General features: G+C 34.7%; 18 protein-coding genes. 12 read left to right on the plus strand and 6 right to left on the minus strand.

The genetic code is table 11. The annotated features are described in order from the left end of the window. Positions 1 to 95 precede the first annotated feature (95 nt). The 5 genes from ACFFU9_RS15540 to ACFFU9_RS15560 all read left to right on the plus strand — a co-directional run bounded on the left by ACFFU9_RS15540 (position 96) and on the right by ACFFU9_RS15560 (position 6754). Positions 96 to 2507, plus strand: a complete 2412-nt coding sequence (locus ACFFU9_RS15540) for an alpha-ketoacid dehydrogenase subunit alpha/beta (protein WP_379862403.1) — start codon at positions 96 to 98, stop codon at positions 2505 to 2507. A 14-nt stretch (positions 2508 to 2521) separates the two neighbouring features. After that, positions 2522 to 3001, plus strand: coding sequence for a hypothetical protein (locus ACFFU9_RS15545; RefSeq protein ID WP_379862404.1), 480 nt, complete (start codon positions 2522 to 2524; stop codon positions 2999 to 3001). Between the two features lie 436 nt (positions 3002 to 3437). After that, on the plus strand, positions 3438 to 4052 hold the full coding sequence (locus ACFFU9_RS15550) for a fumarylacetoacetate hydrolase family protein (protein ID WP_379862405.1): 615 nt from the start codon (positions 3438 to 3440) through the stop codon (positions 4050 to 4052). A gap of 119 nt (positions 4053 to 4171) precedes the next feature. After that, positions 4172 to 6088 carry a DUF294 nucleotidyltransferase-like domain-containing protein gene (locus ACFFU9_RS15555; RefSeq protein WP_379862406.1) on the plus strand — a complete coding sequence of 639 codons (1917 nt, stop codon included), beginning with the start codon at positions 4172 to 4174 and terminating at the stop codon, positions 6086 to 6088. Continuing rightward, a complete protein-coding gene (locus tag ACFFU9_RS15560; RefSeq protein ID WP_379862407.1) occupies positions 6089 to 6754 on the plus strand; it encodes a 3'-5' exonuclease in 666 nt (221 codons plus the stop codon). It begins immediately after the preceding gene. Positions 6755 to 6766: 12 nt separating this feature from the next. On the opposite strand, the gene acs is transcribed toward ACFFU9_RS15560, so the two are convergent. Continuing rightward, complete coding sequence (gene acs, locus ACFFU9_RS15565; protein WP_379862525.1) at positions 6767 to 8704, minus strand: acetate--CoA ligase; 1938 nt, start codon at positions 8702 to 8704, stop codon at positions 6767 to 6769. 407 nt (positions 8705 to 9111) lie between these two features. On the opposite strand from acs, the gene ACFFU9_RS15570 reads away from it, so the two are divergent. Together ACFFU9_RS15570 and ACFFU9_RS15575 are read left to right on the plus strand one after the other, a co-directional pair. After that, positions 9112 to 10200 (plus strand): heparan-alpha-glucosaminide N-acetyltransferase domain-containing protein, encoded by a 1089-nt coding sequence (locus tag ACFFU9_RS15570; RefSeq protein WP_379862408.1) that lies wholly within the window; start codon positions 9112 to 9114, stop codon positions 10198 to 10200. Positions 10201 to 10412: 212 nt separating this feature from the next. Next, positions 10413 to 11060, plus strand: a complete 648-nt coding sequence (locus ACFFU9_RS15575; RefSeq protein WP_379862409.1) for an HAD family hydrolase — start codon at positions 10413 to 10415, stop codon at positions 11058 to 11060. A gap of 138 nt (positions 11061 to 11198) precedes the next feature. On the opposite strand, the gene ACFFU9_RS15580 is transcribed toward ACFFU9_RS15575, so the two are convergent. The 3 genes from ACFFU9_RS15580 to ACFFU9_RS15590 all read right to left on the minus strand — a co-directional run bounded on the left by ACFFU9_RS15580 (position 11199) and on the right by ACFFU9_RS15590 (position 13948). Beyond that, positions 11199 to 12143, minus strand: coding sequence for a phosphoribosylaminoimidazolesuccinocarboxamide synthase (locus ACFFU9_RS15580; protein ID WP_379862410.1), 945 nt, complete (start codon positions 12141 to 12143; stop codon positions 11199 to 11201). Positions 12144 to 12259: 116 nt separating this feature from the next. After that, on the minus strand, positions 12260 to 12772 hold the full coding sequence (locus ACFFU9_RS15585) for a hypothetical protein (protein ID WP_379862411.1): 513 nt from the start codon (positions 12770 to 12772) through the stop codon (positions 12260 to 12262). Positions 12773 to 12994: 222 nt separating this feature from the next. Further along, complete coding sequence (locus tag ACFFU9_RS15590; RefSeq protein WP_379862412.1) at positions 12995 to 13948, minus strand: PhoH family protein; 954 nt, start codon at positions 13946 to 13948, stop codon at positions 12995 to 12997. Between the two features lie 244 nt (positions 13949 to 14192). Between ACFFU9_RS15590 and ACFFU9_RS15595 the strand changes: the two genes are divergently transcribed. The 5 genes from ACFFU9_RS15595 to dnaN all read left to right on the plus strand — a co-directional run bounded on the left by ACFFU9_RS15595 (position 14193) and on the right by dnaN (position 19261). Beyond that, the gene (locus ACFFU9_RS15595) at positions 14193 to 15065 is read left to right on the plus strand and encodes an SAM hydrolase/SAM-dependent halogenase family protein (protein ID WP_379862413.1); all 873 of its coding nucleotides are present in this window, start codon (positions 14193 to 14195) and stop codon (positions 15063 to 15065) included. Between the two features lie 131 nt (positions 15066 to 15196). Further along, complete coding sequence (gldF, locus tag ACFFU9_RS15600; RefSeq protein WP_379862414.1) at positions 15197 to 15916, plus strand: gliding motility-associated ABC transporter permease subunit GldF; 720 nt, start codon at positions 15197 to 15199, stop codon at positions 15914 to 15916. Between the two features lie 146 nt (positions 15917 to 16062). Further along, the gene (locus ACFFU9_RS15605; protein ID WP_379862415.1) at positions 16063 to 16398 is read left to right on the plus strand and encodes a hypothetical protein; all 336 of its coding nucleotides are present in this window, start codon (positions 16063 to 16065) and stop codon (positions 16396 to 16398) included. Then, on the plus strand, positions 16391 to 18052 hold the full coding sequence (gene gldG / locus ACFFU9_RS15610; RefSeq protein ID WP_379862416.1) for a gliding motility-associated ABC transporter substrate-binding protein GldG: 1662 nt from the start codon (positions 16391 to 16393) through the stop codon (positions 18050 to 18052). The genes ACFFU9_RS15605 and gldG overlap by 8 nt, the downstream gene beginning before the upstream one ends. Positions 18053 to 18142: 90 nt before the next feature. Beyond that, positions 18143 to 19261, plus strand: a complete 1119-nt coding sequence (gene dnaN, locus ACFFU9_RS15615; protein ID WP_379862417.1) for a DNA polymerase III subunit beta — start codon at positions 18143 to 18145, stop codon at positions 19259 to 19261. 210 nt (positions 19262 to 19471) lie between these two features. Here the strand turns inward: dnaN and ACFFU9_RS15620 are convergent, their stop codons facing one another. Together ACFFU9_RS15620 and sppA are read right to left on the minus strand one after the other, a co-directional pair. Further along, a complete protein-coding gene (locus tag ACFFU9_RS15620) occupies positions 19472 to 22288 on the minus strand; it encodes a TonB-dependent receptor (RefSeq protein WP_379862418.1) in 2817 nt (938 codons plus the stop codon). A gap of 527 nt (positions 22289 to 22815) precedes the next feature. Then, on the minus strand, positions 22816 to 24582 hold the full coding sequence (gene sppA, locus ACFFU9_RS15625; RefSeq protein ID WP_379862419.1) for a signal peptide peptidase SppA: 1767 nt from the start codon (positions 24580 to 24582) through the stop codon (positions 22816 to 22818). Positions 24583 to 24601 lie beyond the last annotated feature (19 nt).

Raw genomic sequence — 24601 nt, forward strand, 5'->3', positions numbered from 1 at the left:
CATTCTATCAATATCTGCTACAGGATTAAAGGATTTTTAAATTGTAATACTCCTAAAGTTTAACTATTTTTGCTACACGCGAAAAACCTGTTCAAATGCAAACTATTCCCGATTTACAAAACAACATGTCTTTTGAAGATTTTAAAGCCGAAGTTTTAAAGGATTACAAAATGGCAGTTATGAGTAGGGAGTGTAGCCTCTTAGGACGTCGTGAAGTCCTTACTGGAAAAGCAAAATTCGGAATTTTTGGTGACGGTAAAGAAATCCCTCAAATAGCCATGGCAAAAGCCTTTTTAAAAGGCGATTGGCGATCTGGATATTACCGCGATCAAACTTTTATGATGGCGATTGGAGAGTATTCGATCGAGCAGTTTTTTTCAGGACTCTATGGCAATACCAATTTAGAGCATGAGCCCATGTCTGCGGGTCGCCAAATGGGCGGTCATTTTACCACACATCTTTTAGATGATCACGGACAATGGAAGGATCAGACCCAGCAATACAATTCCAGTACAGACATATCCCCTACCGCCTCACAAATGCCTCGTCTTTTAGGCTTGGCGCAAGCGTCTAAAGTATACAGGAAATTAGATAACATCGATGCCTCTCGGTTTTCTGTAAAAGGCAATGAAGTAGCCTGGGGAACGATAGGAAATGCCAGTACCTCGGAAGGTGTGTTTTTTGAAACCATTAATGCTGCAGGTGTTTTACAAGTACCTATGATTATTAGTATTTGGGACGACGAATACGGTATTTCCGTACACGCCAAACACCAAACTACCAAAGAAAACATTTCGGAAGTGCTAAAAGGATTTCAACGTGATTCTAAGAAGAACGGACTTGAAATACTTCGGGTTAAAGGTTGGGACTACCCTAACGTTATGGAAACCTATATGGAAGCAGCCACTATTGCAAGAGAAGAACACGTTCCTGTACTTATTCATGTGGTGGAATTAACTCAACCACAAGGACATTCTACTTCTGGTTCTCACGAACGTTATAAAAGCAAAAAACGGCTTGCTTGGGAAGCCGATCATGATTGCAATAAAAAAATGCGGGAGTGGATTATCGAAAGTGGCATCGCCTCTAACGAAAGTCTACTAAATATAGAGCGTCTTATCAAAAAAGACGTACGTGACGGTAAAGAAAGAGCTTGGGCCACTTTTATAGAACCCGTAAAAAAAGAAAAACAAAACCTGCTTAGCGTTTTAAATAGCTTAGAAGGCGTTAGTAATAATGCAAAAAAAATAGCCTTTATAAAAAATGCCTTAGCAAATATTAAAGAGCCCTCACGGAAAGAGATTTTATCCAGTGCAAGAAAAGCTCTTTACGCCTCTGCTGGCGAAACCCTAATAGAGCGCAAAAAACTATGCGACTGGGTAAATCATTATTTTGAATCCATACAACCCAAATTCAGTTCCCACTTATACTCAGAATCTCAAAAAGCTTCAAAACACGTTAAGGAAATACAACCAAATTATGATAGCGATGCGCCATTGGTAGATGGCAGAATCATTATTAGAGATAATTTTGATGCCATTTTTGATACTTATCCAGAAGCGCTTATTTTTGGAGAAGACACCGGTAATATTGGTGATGTAAACCAAGGTCTTGAAGGCCTACAACTCAAATATGGCGAGCCAAGGGTTGCCGATACAGGTATTCGGGAAGCTACCATTATTGGCCAAGGTATCGGTATGGCCTTAAGAGGCTTGCGTCCTATTGCAGAAATTCAATATTTAGATTATTTATTGTACTGTTTGCAAATTATGAGCGATGATTTGTCTACGTTACATTACCGAACAAAAGGACGTCAAAAAGCCCCACTTATTATTCGTACACGTGGCCATAGATTAGAAGGTATTTGGCATTCTGGCTCTCCAATGGGCGGTATTATCAATTTAATTAGAGGCATTCTGGTTTTGGTGCCAAGAAACATGATTAAAGCCGCCGGATTCTATAATACGCTTTTAAAATGTGATGAACCCGCACTTGTTGTAGAATGCTTGAACGGCTATAGACTTAAAGAAAAAATGCCTAATAACATGGGGCGTTTTACCACACCTATTGGTGTAGTAGAAACTATAAAAGAAGGACGTGATATTACTTTGGTTTCTTATGGCTCAACGCTTCGCCTTGTCGAACAAGCCGCAAAAGAGCTTTCTGAAGTTGGTATCGATGCCGAAATTATAGACATACAGTCCTTAATTCCTTTTGATATCAACCATGATATTGCCAAAAGTATTAAAAAAACAAATCGGGTGATGGTAATCGATGAAGACGTTCCTGGAGGCGCTTCCGCATATATATTAAATGAAATCTTAAATGTTCAAAATACCTTTAGGTATTTAGATAGCGCTCCAAAAACCCTTACAGCCAAACCACATAGGCCGGCGTATGGTAGCGATGGCGATTATTTCTCAAAACCTTCTAACGAAGATATTTACGAAGCAGTTTATTATGTTATGCATGAAGTAAATCCTAGCCAATACCCAGCCTTAAGGTAAGTTTCTAAAGCATTATGAAAGCTGTTCCGCTTAAAGTACTCAAAGACGAGTTAAAGGCCATCTCACACCAAGATCTTCAAGATTTATGTTTAAGGCTTTCCAGATTTAAAAAAGAAAACAAAGAGTTGCTCACATATCTTTTGTTTGAATCTTCTAATGAAGAAGCTTATATAGAAAGCGTTAAAGTGCATATAGACGAACAATTTGAGGGCATCAATATTAAAAGCTATTTTTATATTCGGAAAAGTATGCGAAAAATATTAACGAATACCAAAAAGTATATTCGATACTCCCAAAACAAAGAAACAGAAGTTGAGCTTTTATTATATTTCTGCGAAAAACTAAAAAACTTCTCTCCAAGCATTAGAAACAGCCAACAATTGATAAACATGTACAACCGGCAGCTATTACTTGTTAAAAAAATAGTTAGCTCGCTTCACGAAGATTTACAATATGATTACCATATAAACATTGCGAGTTTACAGGACCTGTAGCAGCTGATAATATATTGAAAAAATCAATAAACCCACTTTATAAATCTTATAATACTTTTCAGTGTGAGACACTGCGGTAACAGAAACTATATAGGAATTAAAAAAAATAGAGAATTTTGTTTAAAAACCGAAATCAGATTTAAAATAAAAAAACACCTCGAAAAAGGTGTTTTTTATTAAATACATTATAAGTTAATTAAGTACGTTTTGCTTTTTTAGCAATCTTTGCTGCTTTTTTCTCTTTAGGAGTTAAAGCAGCTTCTTTTTTTACATTTTTTTTTGCGTCTTGAGATTTTGCCATAATAGTTTAAATTAATAATAGTTATGGAAGTAAAATTAATGATTGTTTGAATACGAATCATTAATTTAAATTCAATAAATTATTATAGGTTTATTCCTTAAATTTACAACTTAAAACCTAATTAATCTAAGCCTTATGAAAATATTAGCTATCGGAAAAAACTATGTAAGTGATATAAAAGAAATCGCTGCAAATAAGAGTGGGAATCAGATTATCTTTTCCAAACCAGAATCCAGTCTTGTAAAAGACAATAAAGATGTTGTTTACCCGAGTTTCACTAACCAATTGGTTTATGAGGCTGAACTTGTAATTAAAATCGGAAAAACAGGAAAAGACATTGCGCATGCCGATGCAGCTTCCTATATTTCAGAAATCGGAATAGGGATCGATTATACTGCTAAAGATGTTTTTAATGCCTGCAGAGAAACAAAAGGCCCATGGGATTTGGGTAAAGGTTTTGATGGTGCAGCGCCTATCTCCCCTTTTAAACCTGTTGCCAATTTTCCAGACCTCCATAATATCAATTTCGAGTTATCCATAAATGGCGAAAAAAAACAAGTAGGAAATACAGCCTATATGATTTATAATTTTAGCGATATTATTTCTTTTGTTTCAAAATATATGACCTTACAACCAGGTGACTTAATATTTACAGGAACTCCTGCAAGTGGTACTGGCGAAATTTTTAAAGGCGACCATTTACAAGCCTCTATTGAAGGTGAATTGCTTTTAGACTTTAAAATGATCTAACACCTTTAACCTGTAAGGTAGGGTATTGTTCTATAACTATCGGGACTATTTCTAACATCTTACCTTACAGGATTAAAACGCATAATGCTTATTACACATGGAAGCTTATTTTTAAATATATGAAAAACTCCATTGCCGAAAGAGTACAAGATTTTATAAGTGGTTATCCTCCATTTAATTTATTATCTACTAAATATTTAAAGCAAATTTCTTCTGAAATCACTATTATGTATTTAGAAAAGGGAGATACTATTTTTAAAAAGGACGAGCCCAGTCATGATTATTTCTATGTGGTTAGAGACGGTGCAATAAATTTATATTATGATAACGGTAATGTAAATGAATTTATGAACATCAATGATGCAGGTGATGCTTTTGGCTTGCAACCCCTAATGGTTAAGGCCCCGTATACGCTGACTGCTACAGCTAATGAAGAGTCTATAGTTTATGCCATTCCCATAGCTGTATTTCAATCGGTTACAGAAAATAATGCCAAAATACAAAAATACTTAATCACCTCTTTTGCCTCAAATACATATGCCCCATATACGGCAGAGCAAGCCGGCCAAATTTTTGTTGATTATTTGCCCAATACATCTCAGGACATAGTTAATTTCCAATCTGCAAATTACACCAAAAACCCTATTACCTGTGATATAACATCCTCATTGAAAGATGCTGCAAAAAAAATGAGCTCACATAAAATTGGATGTATTATTGTGGTAGATGGTGATAAAAAACCTGTGGGTATTATTACCGATAGTGATATAAAACATAAAATTGCAACAGGAGAATTTCCTATTGAAACATCAGTAAACAATATCATGAATGCCCCGGTAACTACTGGAAGAAAAAATCTAACAGTAGCAGATGGGCAGTTAAAAATGATAAAAAATAATATTGGCCATTTATGCATTACCAAAGACGGTACCGTAAATTCTAAAGTTGTTGGGGTATTATCCCATCATGATATTTTGGTTACTTTAGGCAATAACCCGACCGTTATATTGAAAGAAATAAAGCGTTGTAAACGCACTAAAAAGCTCCGTGCAGCTAGACTTAGAGCTAAAGGCTTATTAAGAAGCTATATAGAGCAAAATATTCCCATATCGCATATTATCAATGTGATTTCTGAAATAAATGATGCAACAACAGTGCGTGCCATAGAATTGGCAATAAAAAAAATGCCTACACCTCCACCTGTTGCGTTTTCATGGTTGGCTTTGGGGAGCCAAGGTAGGCAAGAACAATTGCTTTTTACCGATCAGGATAATGCTTTAATTTTTGAAGATGTTCCTGAAGCTAAATACGCCGAAACACAAGCTTATTTTTTAGAGTTATCACGATTAGTTACCAGCACTTTAAACAAAGTAGGGTTTGAATATTGCGAAGCCGACATGATGGCCAGCAACCCAGAATGGTGCAAGTCCATTACAAATTGGAAAACGCAATTTAAAAATTGGATTTTAAAACCCGACGAAAAAGCCATTTTGCTATCCTCTATATTTTTTGATTACAACTCTGTTTACGGCAATCCGGACCTCGTGGATCAACTTACAGATACAATTTACAAAACCTTAAAGGAAACCAATTTGTTTTTTAAATTTTTAGGAAGTGATGCGGTTAAAAGTCCGTCGCCTCTTGGTTTTTTTAGACAATTTCTAGTAGAACAAAATGGGGAGCAAAAAGAACTATTCAATATTAAAAGCAGAGCCATAATGCCTTTAGTTGATGCTGCCCGACTATTGGTTTTAAGCAAACAAATAAAAGGGGTGAACAATACCTCTAAACGTTTTGAAAAATTAGCAGAGCTAGAGCCTGAAAACAAAGAGTTACACGAATCTTGCTCGTATGCCTTTAAGGCACTGTCCAAATTCAAGACCAAGCAAGGATTGTTGCATAATAACCCAGGTAAATTTATAGATTTAGAAATTTTAACCAAAGAAGAAAAATTAAAATTAAGGCGTTGCTTTAAGCCTATACATGAAATTCAAGAAGTTTTAAAAATTAGATTTGACTTAAAAAATTTTCTATAAATGATTTTTAATTGGTTTAAAAAAAAACAAAACACCTATCCAGACTTTTGGTTAACTTATCTTGAACATTTTAAAACTGCAAAAAAGGATTCCATTCAAACGACTCGATTTGTAGCTTTTGATACAGAAACCACAGGTTTTGATATACATAAAGACCGTGTACTTTCCATTGGTGCCGTTGCTTTTGTTGGTAAATCTATTCCTATAAAAGAGAGTTTGGAACTGTATTTAAAACAAGATGTGTTTAATCCTGATACTGTTAAAATACACGAATTGCTAAGGACAAGTACCTATAATAAAATAACCGAATTAGAAGCCATAAAACTCTTTTTGAATTATATAAAAAATTCAGTCTTAATAGCACATCATGCCAATTTTGATAAAAATATGATGAATGAAATGCTGTTAAGGCATGGTTTGGGAAAACTCCAAAACAAATTTATTGATACTGGATATCTATTTACCAAGTCCAAACACATCATATACCGCGAAAACTTAAAAAACCATTACACCTTAGACGATTTGTGCCAAGAACTAAACGTGCCAAAAGTAGATAGGCACACCGCCAGTGGCGATGCGCTTATTACTGCTATTGTGTTTTTAAAAATCCTATCCCGCTTAGACAAACGAAAGCATATGGAATGGGGCTACCTATTAAAAAAGTGATGTTTCGTCCTCCTACAGAACATTATCAATAATATCCTGTACTACTTCTGGGTTTAACAGTGTGCTCGTGTCTCCTAAATTACTGGTTTCCTTACAAGCGATCTTACGTAAAATACGACGCATAATTTTTCCTGATCGTGTTTTTGGCAAGCCACTTGTAAATTGGATCTTATCCAATTTCGCAATTGGTCCAATGTGTTCGGTAATAATTTGATTAATTTCTTTGCGCACATTATCTTGTATTCTGCTTTCACCCGTATCTTTTAGAATAACAAAACCATATAGTGCATTTCCTTTTACTTCATGAGGAAACCCAACGATAGCAGACTCGGATACTGCAGGATGTTCGTTTACAGCATCTTCAATTGGCGCGGTTCCTAAATTATGCCCCGATACAATAATAACATCATCCACCCTACCTGTTATTCTATAATAGCCCACTTCATCACGTAAAGCACCATCACCTGTAAAATATTTATTTTCATATACAGTAAAATAAGTGTCTTTGTAGCGCTGATGATTTCCCCAAATGGTACGTGCCATTCCTGGCCATGGGAATTTTATACACAAACGCCCGTCAACTTGATTGCCTTTTAACTCTTCTCCTTCTTCACTCATAAGTGCGGGTTGGATGCCAATAAAGGGCAATGTAGCATAGGTGGGCTTGGTTGGTGTTACGAATGGAATAGGACTGATCATTATGCCACCTGTTTCCGTTTGCCACCATGTATCTACAATCGGACTTTTCTTTTTACCAACATTATCATTATACCAATGCCAAGCTTCTTCATTAATAGGCTCGCCAACAGAACCCAAAACCTTTAATGAAGATAAATCGTACTTATCTACCAATTCCGAACCTTGTTTCGCCAATGCTCTAATAGCGGTGGGTGCGGTGTAAAATTGATTAACTTTATGTTTTTGGATAATCTCCCAAAAACGACCAAAATCTGGATAATGGGGCACACCTTCAAACATGAGGGTTGTTGCTCCATTTGCTAAAGGACCATATAAAATATAACTATGCCCTGTAATCCAACCAATATCTGCAGTACACCAATACACATCTTTTTCGGTATATTGAAATATGTTTTTAAAGGTATAAGATACGTATACCATATAACCAGCAGTGGTATGAACCATTCCCTTAGGCATTCCTGTAGAGCCAGAAGTATATAAAATAAACAAAGGGTCTTCGGCATTCATGATTTCAGGCATGCAATCCTTATAAGCATCATCTAAAAGTGGTTGCAACCACTTATCCCGACCTGCTTTCATGTTTATGTCTGAATGAATTCGTTTTGCAACTAAAACCGTTTCAATACCTGGAGTGTTTTCTAGAGCGTCGTCTACAATGCCTTTTAAATCAATTGTTTTGGCACCACGATAAGATCCATCACTGGTTATAACCATTTTGCAATCGGAGTCATTTATTCTAGTTGACAATGCTGTTGAAGAAAACCCAGCAAAAACAACGGAGTGAATAGCACCAATTCTAGCACAGGCCAAAACAGAAATTGCCAATTCTGGAATCATAGGCAAGTAAATACAGACTCTATCTCCTTTTTTTATACCTTGATCTTTCAACACATTTGCAAATTGACACACCCGTTCATGCAATTGCTTGTACGTAATATGTTCTGCTTCTTCGTCTGGATTATTAGGTTCAAATAAAATAGCCGTTTTATCGCCACGCGTTGTTAAATGCCTATCTATACAGTTTTCCGTAATATTTAATTGTGCCCCTTCAAACCATTTTATATCTGGTTTTGAAAAATCCCAACTTAAAACCTTGTCCCATTTTTTTCGCCACATAAAATGCTCTTCCGCAACCTCCTCCCAAAAATTTTCAGGCTCTCTTACAGATTTTCTGTAAACTTGATAATACTCTTCTAAATGCTTTATGTGGTAATTACTCATCTGCTTATCTTTTTTATAATTAGTACTGATTTCCGAAAATAACAAATTAATATGTATTTTTTAGCTTTTTTCTATGCATAACCTAAATCATTTTAAGAATAAGGCTTTATTTTAAGAGTTTTTATACCTAATAATAGTAGTGAAATAATAGATTAATTAAAAAATCAGACATCTATAAGTAGTATGTTAAACACAATGTATAATCATGCTCTAAACGACACCACCTTAACACCTTGATTCATTTTAAAATCACGTTTTTTTAGAAGCTAAAAGCGTGTTTAGCTACAGGATAGTATTCGATTAGGTTTGGAAACAAAAAAAAAATCGATTATTATTCTTTTAAAACTGCTTAAATGTCTTTATAATAAATTTATATATTTTCACTTTTATTATTTCAAATCTTATGCTGTATATTTACCCCAACCAAACCGAGTATTTTGCATACCAATCGTTTATATTTTATAGATTCTGTTAGAGCATTTGCTATTTTAATGATGCTTCAAGGACATTTCATCGATTCGCTTCTTGATCCTATATACAGAGATACCACCAATACTTTTTATAATATTTGGCTTTATTTTAGGGGTATAACGGCTCCTGTTTTTTTTACTATTTCTGGTTTGGTCTTTATGTATTTGTTACTTAGGGCGCACTCTAAAGGAAAGGACCAGGATAGAATTAAGAAAGGACTCTCTAGAGGCCTTTTACTTATCGCAATTGGTTATAGCCTAAGAATGAATGTTTTTTATTGGTTAAGCGGTAAGTTTAACTACAATTTTCTAGCAGTAGATGTTTTGCAATGTATTGGCCTGTCTTTAATACTTTTGGTTTTATTGCATATCCTATTTAAAAAACACAGCTATATCTTATCATGCATCCTTGCTTTTATAGCCATAGCAACTTTTTTATGTGAGCCACTGTACAGAGATTTGTCCATAAGCGCTGTTCCTAAATTTTTTGCAAATTATATAACTAAAGAAAATGGTTCTGTTTTTACTATTTTACCTTGGTTTGGGTATTCTGCTTTTGGTGCTTGGTTGGCCACTGTTTTTTTTAGACATGTACACCGGCCCCGCTTTAAACTTTTCACCATCTTTTCTTTTTCTATAATTGGTTGTTTCCTACTCTTTTATTCTTCAGGCACATTGTTAAAGCTTTATGATATCACCCATTTTGAACTCTTTAAAGCTTCAGCCAACTACAACTATCTCTTTACCCGCTTTGGGAATGTTCTCCTTATTTTCGCTGTATTTTATACACTTGAACGTTTTTTAAAACAATCTATTATCACACGTATTGGCGAAAAAACCTTATCTATTTATGTGTTTCATTTTATTATTATCTTTGGAAGTTACACGGGCTATGGTCTAAAACGTTATTGGGATAAATCCCTAAACCCAACAGAAGCCATTATTGGGGCAATATGCTTTATGGCTATAGTTTGTATTCTTTCTTTTAATTATGCTAAAACAAATGCTTTTGTTTATAATGGTTTTCGAAAAATAATTCAAAAATTCAAAAATTAGCACCACGACTTAATATTACAAACTAAGAGATAAAACCCGTCATTCTCATAGTAATAAAATTATCATCATTTAACCATTTAACCAATAAAGCAAAATAAAAAGCATTAATTTTGCTATAAACGCAAAGTTACTTTGCCATTCGTAACACGTGAAAAGCATGGCATGTAACGCGCATATACTCATACTCTATTATTAATTTTTATTTATAAAAGATGACCTATAAAGCGATTATTTTTGATTTAGATGGAACATTAGTCAACTCCATAGAAGACATAGGAGATGCCATGAATATTGTGCTTGAGCGCTATAAATATCCAACGCACCACTACAAAGCTTATGAAACCTTTGTTGGCAGTGGTATTAGAAGCCTTGTTGTTAACGCATTACCAGAAGCCCAACGAGACCAAGCACAAATAGACACCTGTTTTGAAGCCATGATGGCTATTTACAGCCAACAGTGTACCGTTAAAACAAAACCATACGATGGGATTGTAGCGTTATTAGACCAATTAAAAACACAACCGATAAAACTGAGTGTATTGTCCAATAAAGCAGACGAACTTACAAAAAAGGTTGTATTAGCGTTGTTTCCCGGTTATTTTAACCCCATTTTAGGTTTAAAAATAGAAGCTCACAAAAAACCAAACCCACATGTAGCCCTAGAACTATGTAAAACATTACAAGTACTACCTGAGGAAACTATTTATGTGGGCGACACCGCTATAGATATGCAAACCGCTAATAATGCCAACATGTTAGCCGTAGGAGTGCTCTGGGGCTTTAGAGATAAAAAAGAGTTAATAGAAGGTGGTGCAAAGCATATTTTAAATCACCCTTTAGATTTAATTGATATTCTGTAAAGATTCTAAAATATACTAGAGAACTATTTAAAGTTTTTTATAGAAGGAATTAATTACAAGAAGTTTTTAAAAGTAAAGACATAAAAAAAGACTTTGTTAATAAGCAAAGTCTTTTTTTATGTCTTTTAGCATGTAAGCTTATTTCAAGTACTCCAATACATTCTGTTCAATACGCTCTTGGATATTAGAAACATCAGCTTTAACAAATGTTTCACCCGTAATATTTTCATAAAGTTCGATGTAACGATCGCTAACAGATTGAATATACCCATCACTCATTTCTGGAACGACCTGTCCTTCTAGGCCTTGAAAATTATTTAAAATTAGCCATTGGCGCACAAACTCTTTACTTAATTGTTTTTGGGTTTCACCATGGTCTTGGCGTTCTTGGTAACCCTCTGCATAAAAATAACGTGAAGAATCTGGCGTGTGTATCTCATCAATCAACACAATTTTTCCGTCTTGGGTTTTGCCAAATTCATATTTAGTATCTACTAAAATCAAGCCACGAGAAGCCGCTATTTCACTACCACGCTTAAATAACTTGCGGGTATAGTCTTCTAAAACAAGATAATCTGCTTCGGAAACAATTCCACGTTTTAAAATTTCATCACGTGAAATATCTTCATCATGATCGCCCATTTCTGCTTTCGTAGCAGGTGTAATAATGGGTTCAGGGAATTTATCGTTTTCTTTCATGCCTTCTGGCATCGCAATACCACAAAGCATACGTTTTCCTGCTTTATATTCTCTTGCTGCATGCCCCGACATATAACCACGAATAACCATTTCCACTTTATATGGTTCACATAAATGGCCTACAGCTACATTGGGATCTGGTGTTGCAGTTAACCAATTGGGAACCAAATCTTCTGTTGCTGCCATCATTTTTGTAGCAATTTGATTTAGTATTTGTCCTTTATAAGGAATACCCTTTGGCATAACAACATCAAATGCAGAGAGCCTATCCGTTGCGATCATAACCAATTGCTCGTTATTGATGTTATAAACTTCTCTTACTTTTCCTTTATAAACGCTTTTCTGTTTTGGAAAATTGAAATTAGTATCGGTAATTGTGTTCATTTAAATAACGTTATGTGTTATGCAAATGTAAATTGTTTACTAGCGCCAAACAAGCGTAAATAAAAAAAGGAGACTAAAATAATAGTCTCCTTTTTAAACTTAACAATATATATGGGTTATTTGAATCGGATATTATAAGTAACACCTACACCAACAGCTTGTAGGTCTAAATCATTTTCTGCCCATGTATTTTGATAAAAGGCATACAGGTTCCAATCCCTATTGTGATATCCAATTTGTGGATTAACATATAATCCACCATCATTATTTTCAACATTCGTTAAAAAACCATAGCCTAAGTCTGTTCCCAAAAATAAACCACTCGGTTTAAAGTAATAGCGAAAAAATCCTGCTACGGGAACAAGCCCAAAATCTTCAAAATCACTTTTCCCAAAATAATGACTGTACCCAGAAGCGACACCAATGGCTACATTAGGATTGAACAAATATTGCCCCCTAAGATCCAAGCCCAAGTTGAATGATGAAACATCACTAGCATCCCCTACTGGAACACCTGCAGTTACGCCTGCTTTTAGCCACGAATTATTGGGTGTGATATCCACATTGGTTTTTTGTGCAAAAATTGGGCTTAACCCTAGTAGTCCGACAATAAAAAATAATTTTTTCATAATGTTTTCTTTTATATTACACTGCAAATATCTACAATGTATATTTAGAAAAATTACAAGATTATCACAAAGATTTATACAATTAAAAACAAATACCATCTTTAAAAAACACAACCACCTGATTAACAAACAAAAACCAGTTTAATAGTATTAACTGGCTTCTCTGATTAAAATATATTTTGTGCGGGTTTAAAAAACGATGGGGTCTTTTATACTATCAGATCACTCCACATTTTCAATACTCCTATAAGCTTCTATTACTTTTTTAACGAGTTTATGGCGTATAACATCTTTATCATCTAAAAAAATCATTCCAACACCTTCCACATTTTTTAAAATCAATAAAGCCTCCTTTAATCCAGATATTGTTCTACGAGGTAAATCTATCTGGCCTGGGTCTCCAGTTAATAAAAATTTAGCATTTTTGCCCATACGTGTTAGAAACATTTTCATTTGGGCATGCGTGGTGTTTTGGCCTTCATCCAAAATCACAAAGGCATGATCTAACGTTCGGCCACGCATAAAAGCCAAAGGTGCAATTTGAATGGTTCCATTTTCAATGTAATGGGCTAACTTTTCTGGCGCAATCATATCTCGCAAGGCATCATATAGAGGCTGCATATAGGGGTCTAGTTTTTCTTTCAAATCTCCAGGAAGAAACCCTAGATTTTCACCCGCTTCCACCGCAGGGCGAGTTAAAATAATACGTTTAACCTCTTTATTTTTTAGGGCTTGTACTGCTAAAGCAACGCCTGTATAGGTTTTTCCCGTTCCTGCTGGGCCTATGGCAAAAACCATATCGTTTTTGCGCATACTTTCTACTAATTTTCTTTGGTTTGCGGTTTGCGCTTTGATAAGTTTACCACCAACACCGTGTACAATAACCTCGTTGCTTTTCTCTGATGTTATATACTCCTCACTGCTTTGGCTAGTTAACACGCGCTCTATAGCGTTTTCATCTAATTTATTATATTTTACAGTATGTTTAAGTAGCATAGCTATTCTGCGGTCAAATTCTTCTAGTAATTCTTCATCCCCAAAAGCTTTTATTTTATTGCCCCTTGCCACAATTTTTAGTTTTGGAAAGTATTTTTTTAAAAGTTCGATATTGGCATTCTGAGGGCCAAAAAACTCTTTAGGGCTAATGTCTTCTAATTCAATAATTATTTCGTTCAAACGCTTATATTTAGTTTTAAATAATATTCTGAGAGAGTAAAAAAATACACAGACTCAGTTAAAATGATTTATTTGTTTTATAACGTATTTATTTTTATAATAGATAAGAAGTCATAACCCATATTTTTCATTTAAAACATAAAACCGAAAACGAAAAATTTATGTAGGTTTGTGAATCTTTTTAAAACTCAAAATTAAACAAATTTGAGTGACTTAACATTAAAACATATCAACATTTTTAACGATGCCAATTATTACATTAACAACAGATTTTGGAGAAAAAGACCACTTTACTGGAGCTATTAAAGGGGCTATTTACAATGAACTATCTGATGTTAATATTGTTGATATCTCTCATGCAGTATCTCCTTTTAATATTTTAGAAGCGGCTTATATTATCCAAAACGCGTATCATAGCTTTCCTAAAGGCACCATTCATGTTATTGGAATAGATTCTGAATTAAATATCGAAAACAAACATATTGCCTTAAAGCTAGACGATCATTATTTTGTTTGTGCCAATAATGGCATCATGAGTATGATTTGTGCTGAAATTGCTCCAGAGAAAATTGTAGAAATTAATATTCACGATAAAATTCATACCAGTTTTCCTGTACTAGATGTTTTTGTTAAGGTTGCCTGCCATATCGCCCGTGGTGGCACCTTGGATGTTGTTGGAAAAAGCATAACCCATATAAAGCCTATTAGAAACATAAAACCTTATGTAAACGATGATAAGTCTCAAATAGTAGGCACGGTTATTTATATTGATAACTATGGCAACGTAATTACCAATATTAAACGTTCTTTTTTTGAAACCATTCAAAAGGGACGTGCTTTTGAAATTTGTGCACGACAACATAAATTTAAAATTATATACAACCGATACAGCGATATTGTTAATTTTGATACGCCCGAAGATAAGCGCCATGTTGAAGGAAAAGGCTTAGTTGTATTTAACTCAGGAGGTTACCTAGAAATTGCCGTTTATAAAAGCAATAGTGCCACCGTAGGTAGTGCCTCTACACTTATGGGATTGGATATGATGGATTCTGTAAGCGTGAATTTTATTAACACGCAAGCACCTCTTAAAGAAATTGAAGGGGATATTTACTAAAATAAAATGCTATGTTTGTAGGTGTTTTCAAAATGAGCGTATTTTACTTTCACATGAATAATGCCTAAATTATATTATAATTTACGATTTTTGAATTAAATAAAAAAAGTCCTAACGCACAACTAAACTAGATGTTAGCAATTTTAAAAAAAGAAATCAATACATTTTTCGCATCGCCAATAGGCTATTTGGTCATTGCTATATTTTTAATTTTAAACGGCATTTTTTTATGGTTGTTTAAAGGCGAATTTAATATTCTTGATTACGGGTTTGCAGACCTATCACCGTTCTTTCTATTGGCGCCGTGGATTTTAATATTTTTGATTCCTGCTATTACCATGCGTAGTTTTGCTGATGAGAAAAAACAAGGCACATTAGAATTGCTTCTCACTAAACCCATATCAAGCTTAAGCATTGTTTTAGGAAAGTATTTTGGCGCGCTTATATTAATTATAATTGCACTTTTACCCACATTGCTGTATGTATATACCGTTTATAAACTGGGTAGCCCTGTAGGTAATTTAGATATGGGTAGCACCATTGGATCCTATATTGGATTGTTATTCCTAGTAGGGTCATATACCGCTATAGGTGTTTTTACCTCCTCCATAACAGACAATCAAATTGTAGCCTTTATAGCAGCTGTGTTTATTTGTCTAGTATTTTATATTGGCTTTGAAGGTCTTGCAGATTTCACCTCAAATTATGCCATCGCACAGTTGGGCATGAGCACACATTTTAAAAGCATGAGTAGGGGCGTTTTAGATACCCGAGACATTTTATATTTTTTAAGTGTTTCACTATTGTTTTTAATTCTTACTAAAGTAAACTTAAACAAGGAACAAAAATGATTTTCAATCTTTCATTTATTCTTTTAATGGGTGTTATATTTATCCTAGTTTGGTTATTTATAAACACGATAGACAAACGCAAATGGCTTAGCTTTTTAATCAGCTTGGGCTTAGCACCACTTGTCTATTTTTACTTGTTTTATCCTATGTTAAATATTTTTAGCAGCTTTTATCATCAAAAACATTTTAATGTAGAAAGGTGGAAAGATAAACCTAGTTTGCGCTACGAAATGACCGATGAAATTATAAATAAAAATATACTGATTGGGAAAACAAAATTAGAAATAGAAGCTATTTTAGGAAAAAGCGAATGGAACAGTTGGGACGAGACACTAAAAGCCCATTCACCCGACATTTGGCACTACAATTTAGGGTTTAAACCTGGTGCTTTTAATAAGCAGCAAGAAACTATGGAAATACTCTTTAGTAAAGATTCTCTTAAAACAGTTAGGCAATATCAAACAGAACACACTTTTGAATAAACAAGTTACGTACATCGCGGCTCTTTTAATCGTTTTAATAACGGTTAACCTTCTAAGCAACAGTTTTTATAAACGTTTTGACTTAACTCATGACAAACGATACACTTTAAGCGAGGCTTCTATAGCTATTATACAAGAAGTAGATGCTCCTATCATTATAGATGTTTTTTTGAGCGGAGAAGACTTTCCTTCGGAATTTAGACGCCTACAAACAGAGACCAGACAATTACTTGACGAGTTTTCTGCAAAAAACAGCAACATTGTATTTCAATTTATAAACCCTCTGGAAGATGATGCTACTCGAGAACGTAATATAGAACAATTAAACCAACGAGGCTTGCAGCCTATGCGGTTGAGCGTTCAGGAAAATGGAAAATCTACCGAAGAAGTCATTTTCCCATGGGCATTAGCGAGTTATAATGATGCTACAGTTATTATTCCTCTTATAAAAAACAAAATCGGTGCTTCACAACAAGAGTTAGTAACTAATTCTGTACAACATTTAGAGTACGCCTTTGCTGACGGTTTTAGTAAGCTTACTAAACCCAAACGGAGAAAAATTGCCATTCTAAAAGGAAATAACCAATGGGAAGACCCCTATATTTTTGATTTTGTAAAAACCTTGGGTGCGTACTATTTTATTGCCCCCTTTACTTTAGACAGTGTTGCCATTGCACCCCACAAAACATTAGAGGCGTTAAAAAATTTCGACTTGATTATTTCGGCAAAGCCAACACATCCTTTTTCAGAAGAAGAAAAACTGGTTTTAGATCAATTTACCATGAATGGCGGAAAAAGTCTATGGCTTATAGATGCCGTATCTATGGAAAAAGACAGTTTGTACCGAACAGGAAGTAGTTTAGCATTTCCAAGAGATTTAAACCTTACAGACTTCTTTTTTAAATATGGTGTTAGAATAAACCCTGTTTTATTAAGCACCCCCTACTCTGCCCCGATAACCTTGGCCTTGGGCGAAGGTAGCGCATCACAATTCCAGCATCTAAAATGGCCGTATTCGCCTCTGGTCTCATCAGAAAACAAACATCCTATTGTAAATAATCTAAATTTAGTAAAGTTCGATTTCGCCAATCAAATAGACACTTTAAAAAACACAGTTAACAAAACGATTTTATTACAAAGTGCAGCTTTAAGCAAAATAGAAGGCACTCCTAAAGACATAAGCTTGGATATTGTTACCCAGGACCTAGACGCTTCACTTTTTAATAAAGGCCCTCAAACCTTAGCCGTATTATTAGAAGGCCAGTTTACATCTGTTTATAAGAATAAGATAAAGCCTTTTAACCTTTCCAATGTAGCCGATATTAGCTCCGCTACTAAAATGATTGTTATAGCCGATGGCGATATTATAAAAAATGATGTAATACGACAGAAGCCCCAAGAACTCGGTTTCGATAAATGGACTGGCAAAACCTATGGTAATAAAGAATTTTTGCTTAATGCCGTCAATTACTTATTGGATGATAATGGACTTATAAACATTCGCTCTAAAGAAATAAGCGTTGCTTTTTTAAACCACGAAAAAATTACAGCACAAAAAACCACGTGGCAATTCGTTAATATGTTGCTGCCATTGGTTTTGTTAGGTATTTTTGGCTTTATATTTAACTACCTAAGAAAGAAAAGGTTTTCCTGATGAATGTTAATAAGTTTGTTTCTTATTTTAGCCTCTATCCAATATATTTGTAATAGTATTTTTTTTTTAATTAAACTCTTTACATCATAGATGAAATTCATAGTTTCAAGTACCTATTTATTAAAGCAATTACAGGTTTTAGGAGGCGTTATTAACAGTTCAAATACCTTACCTATTTTAGATAATTTTTTATTTGAATTGGACCACTCACAATTAACGGTTTCTGCAAGTGATCTGGAAACCACTATGGCGTCCAAATTAGAGGTAGAAAGTGATAGTGCAGGTAGCGTTGCTATTCCTGCACGTTTATTGTTAGACACTTTAAAGACGTTTCCAGAGCAGCCCTTAACCTTTGTAGTGGAAAACAACAATACGGTCGAGATTAGCTCAAACCACGGTAAATATGCTTTAGCTTACGCCGACGGTAACGAATTCCCTAAAGCGGTAGAACTTGAAGACCCTAGCAAAACAGTAGTGACGGGCCACGTGCTTTCTACGGCCATTAGCAAAACTATTTTTGCTGCGGGTAACGACGACTTACGTCCTGTAATGAGTGGTGTGTTTTTTCAGTTCTCTACAGAAGGGCTTACTTTTGTAGCTACAGATGCACACAAATTAGTAAAGTATACTAGAGAAGATATTAAAGCAAGCCAAGTGGCAGAATTTATCATGCCCAAAAAACCTTTAAACCTTTTAAAGAGTATTTTGGCAGCTAGCGAAGATGATGTTACTATTGAATATAACGATTCTAACGCTAAATTTACGTTTGAAAACTCTGAATTGATTTGCCGTTTGATAGATGGAAAATACCCTAATTACGAAGCGGTTATTCCAAAGGAAAACCCAAATAAATTGACGATTGCCAGAAATCAATTCTTAAACTCTGTTCGTCGTGTCAGTATATTTTCAAACAAGACCACACATCAAATCCGACTGAAAATTGCTGGTGCAGAACTTAACATTTCAGCAGAAGATATAGATTATAGCAACAAAGCAGAAGAACGTTTAACCTGCGATTACCAAGGCGATGATATGCAAATTGGTTTCAATTCGCGATTCTTAACCGAAATGCTTAATAATTTAAGTGCAGATGAAGTGCAATTGGAAATGAGCATGCCAAACAGAGCTGGAATTTTAACACCTATTGACGGTCTAGATGAAGGCGAACGTATTACCATGCTGGTAATGCCTGTGATGTTAAATTCATAACACCTGTTTTAGTATAGAATTTCAATTAAATTTTCCTATAAATAAATAACAAAACGCTCATTAAAAAATGAGCGTTTTGTTATTACATCATGTTTTTAGCTATAAAATAATAGTGTTGTTTTTTAAATTTCATTAAAAACGTTTCATCTTTTTCTTACATGATTTAAATAAATGCATATCCAACTCAACACATCTAAGCCCTAAAAAAATCTAAAATACATAGTTCAATTTTAAAGCAGTAGCCCTCGGCAACACCGGTACTACTACAAAACTAGCATCCGGATTATCTTGTATAAACTGTGCGTTAACGCCATTGGCATTAGCACCAAAATCATTAGCACCGAAAAAGTTTGCCAAACCTTCTGAATTAAACAAATTGCTAACCAATAAATTTACTGATAGTTGTTTGTTAAAAGCATATCCTGCCCCTAAATTAAAGATACTGTAAGCAGGCAATTGAAATCTATTTGCCACATTACCTTCCCTTTCTCCCATAAACTGCCATTTAAAAAATGCAGATACTTTGTTTTTTTGATATTCACTACTCAAGTGAAACATGATGTTAGGGTTGAAGGGTAATTGGTTCCCTGAAAAATCTTGAAGGCTATCATCGGTCTCATCTACACTACCTGCAGCATCGTAAACCGACCATGCACTGGCCTTAGCATCTTGAAGCACGCCATTAAAGCGAAATAAAAAGTTTTCGAAAGGAGCATAAACACTCTCTAACTCTAAACCAATAGTCCTAGAGGTATTGGATTGATTGGGTGTGTAAAAAACACTGTTATCAGCTTCATCAAATTCAAAATTGGTCACACTTATATTTTTAAGCTCACTCCAAAATGCAGTTGATGTAAAAGAAAAGTCTTTAAGATTATATTTCAAGCCCACTTCTAATTGATTTATGTTTTGAATTTCCCCTTTTTTATTAATAGGCACATTTGAAAAATTATTAAAATAATAATTCAGCTCGGGCGCTTTATTGCCTTTAGAAAATCTTGTAAAAATAGCCGCTTCATCTTGAATCCTATAATTAATACCTGCAGAATAAGATACATAACTATAGTTGTAGTTAAAAAGGTCTTGCACTCCCGTAGATGCCAAAACACCATTATCATAAGCCGTATCAGGATTACCATCTACACCTCCACTTTCGCTGTATGGTGCATACCGGTCTTTACTCCCTTTATGATTAATGGTTTCTATGCGCAGCCCAAAATCTAAGTGAAGTCTATCTGAGACCCTCCATCTATCATTTAAAAACGTTGCAAACTGACTCACTTTAGCATCTGCATTCACATAAAACAGACCACCATAATTACTAACGCCATTTTTATCTGACAAGTACAAAATGGGCTCATTAGGGTTTTCAAGCGTTACTTCTAACATTTTAGGGTTAGGTTCGTAAGTTACATAGCCAAAACTACCTTGTGTATATAATGACGTATCTGATAAGCCCAAGGATAGTCCCATATTAAAGTCATGATTTTCCCATTGTTTGCGTAGCGTAAGCTGATTCATCCACTCGTTCGCTTTATTATCTTTAAACCACGTAGATGTGCCCATAATACCATCATTGGGCAACGTGCCGTTTCCAATGTACTGAATAGGATTTCCACCTAAAATACCGCTATTACTAAGCCTTGCCATTTCTAAACCCGATTTGGTATCACGAAAAACAACTTCTCCAATAGGAAAGTCTGCTCCACTAATAAAATAAGCCAAGGGATTGTTTAATGACACATAAGCATTGCTAATAGAAGTTTGCCAATTGGCATCCTTTGATGAAAACTTTGTGTTATTTCTGATAGACCATCGATCGCCTAAATCGTGTAATATATCAAAACCAAAGGCTAAATCTTTAGCATGTACGCCTTTTGAAGGATCAAAACTAGTGGTTGCACCTTCTGCGATATGTCTCCCATCTGGAATAGTAGCGCTAAAGGCGGGCATCATTAAAGATGTGGTGTTAAAGTCTTGTCCAAAAGCTGGCTTGGGATCGTTCCAATTCACTGCCGCCACACCGGTCCATCGATTCGTATAATCATCTAAAATCTTTCCGTAGAATTTCAAGTAGCCTCGGTGATGTTTTTTAGTAGCATTAAATTTAAATTGACCGCCTTTACTAAATGTGAAATCGGTATTTCTTGCTCCCTCATCATAACGATAGTGGCCTCCCGCATTGTAAAACCAGTTACTCCCTAAAGGCCCACCAAGAGTAACATCTGCTCTATGCGACAGGTTCCCTTTACCTTGTATAGCACTTTGTAATTGAATCTCTCCATTGAATGTTTCGCTAACGCCTTTAGAGATAAAATTATAGATTCCTCCCGGTGCATTTAAAGCTGTGATAGAAGCACTACCACCACGAATGGCCTCTACTTTATTTGTAGTAAGATCCAAACGATGGAATAAATCGGGAGAATAATAAGAATGCTGCACTAAACTTACCGGAAGTCCATCTTCTTGCAAAGAGACGTAATACCACCCCAAATCATCTTCTGCAGAAGCCGATATTCCACGAGTATACACTTTAGTAAACACTTCGCCAGCAGAGCCATCAGCAAACGTTCCTGGTATATTCTGTAATACATCAGCAGTCCCCCTAGGCACTAGTTGCTTTAAAGTTTCAGAATTCATGCTAGTAACCGCTGTATTGGACTCCAATAGAGTTCGCGGTTCAAAAGTACCTGTTACCACTACCGTTTGTAAATTCAGTAAATCCTCTTCCATTTGAAATAAAAGAGAGCTGTTCTCTACACCAACTTCAATAGGTTTTTGTAGGGATTTGAATCCAATATGTGAGATGTTCAAAACATAATGTCCTAAGGCCACATCTTTAATGCTAAAAAATCCTTGAGCATTAGAGACTGTAAAGAAATCTGTGTTTTTAAATACAACATTTGCACCTTCTATAGTATTTCCATGACTATCTGTTATAATACCTTCAACATTTGATTGACAAAATGCTGAATGAGCAACAATATTCAGTAGGCAAAACACTAGAGTTTTTTTTAAATTATTCATAAATTCAGTTTATTAAGCAAGTCATTTAACTCTTATCTATTTATCATAAAAATAGGTTTACGACAAAGGTGTTTTAAGCATGCAAAAATATAACATACAAACCTGTAACATGTGTAATTTTGTTCACTGAAAAATCTCAAACACTTTATTTTATAATATATATATATATATATACATTTACTTTTTTCTAATTTTTAAACGAATGATCAGCATCTTACAAGCAGATATAATCGCCAAACACCATGACTTCTAGATTAAGCATATCAAAATTTAAAAAACGTTCACCAATCCATCATCTGGAGACTTATTATCGGCTATTCACTTTACGCTAGTCTGCATTTCTTATGTTTATCGATTGGCTACAAGCGGATTATAAGAACGAAATTTTTGGAGCAATGGTTTATGAGAAACCTTACTTAGAAGGGACTAGAGGGTTTATTGGACTCATTATGGCTCTGTTGTTTCAAATTAAAAAAAAGCCAAACAAATAAATGCTTGGCTTTAAAATGGCATATGTTTTAATTATACTATTTAATCTCTAAACTATAAGGCAATAATAACTGGACACCTTTTCGTTGCGACATGGTTTTTAATTCTTTTAAAACCTTATAATTTTCTTCACCCAATTCGTCTTTTAGAATAGATGCTTTAGATTTTATCAATCCAAATCTTTCCAACATTTTATCCAAATTTTTCTCAAAAACAGGAAGGTTTCGTGTTCTATAATCATTAATGCCGGCCGCTTCTGCCGCTCTTTCTAGCGCCAAGTCCAGTCCGCCGAGCTCATCTACCAAACCGTTTTCCAATGCATCCACGCCTGTCCAAACACGTCCTTCTGCAATGTTTTTCACATCATCTTGAGACATATTTCGTCCTACGGCCACACGGTTTGTAAACAGTTCATAAATATCAACAATACTTTCTTTTATAAAATCGTGTTGCGATTCATTTAAAGGCTCAAAAACACTATAAGTAACAGCATTTTTATTGGTTACCACTTGTTCTGCATTAATGCCCCATTTATCGGCCAGACCCTTTGCGTTAGGCAACATCCCAAAAACCCCTATACTTCCTGTAATGGTAGTAGGCTCTGCAATAATTCTATCGGCATTACACGCAATATAATAACCTCCAGAGGCGGCTAAATCGCCCATAGAAACTATTACGGGCTTTAAGGTTTTCGTCAATTCTATTTCCCGCCAGATAAGTTCGCTAGCCAAAGCGCTACCACCTGGAGAATTTATCCGTAAGACTATAGCTTTTATTTTATCATCTTCACGTGCTTTTTTAAAAGATTCCCGCATAGTACCCTGTCCTATAACATTAACATCACCATCGCCATAGACAATTTCACCTTCGGCAAAAATTACTGCTATTTCATTTTGACTGGTTGATTTCGCTTTAAACTTATTGGCGGTGTGTGATGCGTAATCTCTAATGGTGATGGTTTCTAATACTTTGTCCTTTGCTGTACCAGTTGCAGCTTTTAAACCAGAAATATACTCGTCGTAATATGCTATCTTATCAATAAGTTTTGAAGATTGGGCCAAAGTAGCATTTCGAGATAATAAGTTATCGGCAATACTATCCAACTGTTTTATAGATACATTACGGCTATCGGAAATTTCACTTTTAATTTCTGTCCAAATATTATTTAACAAACCTGAAATTTGCTCTCTGTTCTCGTCGCTCATTTCATTGGCCAAATAAGGTTCTACAGCACTTTTGTACCTTCCAAAACGAACCACTTCCATTTTTAATCCCGTATTTTCTTGAAAATCCTTAAAGTACAATTGTTCAGAATGCAAGCCTTTAAACTCGAGCATTCCTGCAGGATTAATAAACACCGTATCTGCAACAGAACTTAAATAATAATCTTTTTGAGTATAAATATCGGCGTATGCCACAATAAATTTTCCAGAGTTTTTAAAATCTAATAAAGCATCTCGTAATGCTTTCGTTTGAGAAATTCCAGCTATTATAAAATTATTATCTATCGAAATACCTTTAATATTATCATCGGTTTCGGCATATTTTATGGCGTGAATAATATCAAAAAGCCCATTTTTATCTTCGTAATTTAAAAAAGGATATTCTTTAAACTCAACCTTTCCTGCGTAATCTTTAATAGGAAAATCTAATTTTAAATCTAGAACGGAATCTGATTTTACGGTAATCAACTCATCTGCGGAAGCACTAAAGATTAAACCTATAATAAATAAAAAAACAACACAGATGCCTAGAAACACAAAAAGACCAGTAACTGTTGATAATACACGTTTAAGAAAATTCATAAATTTAAGGTTATATTAA

This window comes from Mariniflexile ostreae (assembly GCF_042427585.1).
GTDB classification, from domain to species: domain Bacteria; phylum Bacteroidota; class Bacteroidia; order Flavobacteriales; family Flavobacteriaceae; genus Pseudalgibacter; species Pseudalgibacter ostreae.

Coding starts and splice junctions, on each gene's coding strand:
- ACFFU9_RS15545 (WP_379862404.1), top strand. CDS start 2,522: ATGAAAGCTGTTCCGCTTAAAGTACTCAAAGACGAGTTAAAGGCCATC.
- ACFFU9_RS15620 (WP_379862418.1), bottom strand. CDS start 22,288: ATGAATAATTTAAAAAAAACTCTAGTGTTTTGCCTACTGAATATTGTT.
- ACFFU9_RS15555 (WP_379862406.1), top strand. CDS start 4,172: ATGAAAAACTCCATTGCCGAAAGAGTACAAGATTTTATAAGTGGTTAT.
- ACFFU9_RS15585 (WP_379862411.1), bottom strand. CDS start 12,772: ATGAAAAAATTATTTTTTATTGTCGGACTACTAGGGTTAAGCCCAATT.
- sppA (WP_379862419.1), bottom strand. CDS start 24,582: ATGAATTTTCTTAAACGTGTATTATCAACAGTTACTGGTCTTTTTGTG.
- ACFFU9_RS15540 (WP_379862403.1), top strand. CDS start 96: ATGCAAACTATTCCCGATTTACAAAACAACATGTCTTTTGAAGATTTT.
- ACFFU9_RS15560 (WP_379862407.1), top strand. CDS start 6,089: ATGATTTTTAATTGGTTTAAAAAAAAACAAAACACCTATCCAGACTTT.
- dnaN (WP_379862417.1), top strand. CDS start 18,143: ATGAAATTCATAGTTTCAAGTACCTATTTATTAAAGCAATTACAGGTT.
- ACFFU9_RS15580 (WP_379862410.1), bottom strand. CDS start 12,143: ATGAACACAATTACCGATACTAATTTCAATTTTCCAAAACAGAAAAGC.
- ACFFU9_RS15605 (WP_379862415.1), top strand. CDS start 16,063: ATGTTAAATATTTTTAGCAGCTTTTATCATCAAAAACATTTTAATGTA.
- ACFFU9_RS15595 (WP_379862413.1), top strand. CDS start 14,193: ATGCCAATTATTACATTAACAACAGATTTTGGAGAAAAAGACCACTTT.
- ACFFU9_RS15550 (WP_379862405.1), top strand. CDS start 3,438: ATGAAAATATTAGCTATCGGAAAAAACTATGTAAGTGATATAAAAGAA.
- ACFFU9_RS15575 (WP_379862409.1), top strand. CDS start 10,413: ATGACCTATAAAGCGATTATTTTTGATTTAGATGGAACATTAGTCAAC.
- gldF (WP_379862414.1), top strand. CDS start 15,197: ATGTTAGCAATTTTAAAAAAAGAAATCAATACATTTTTCGCATCGCCA.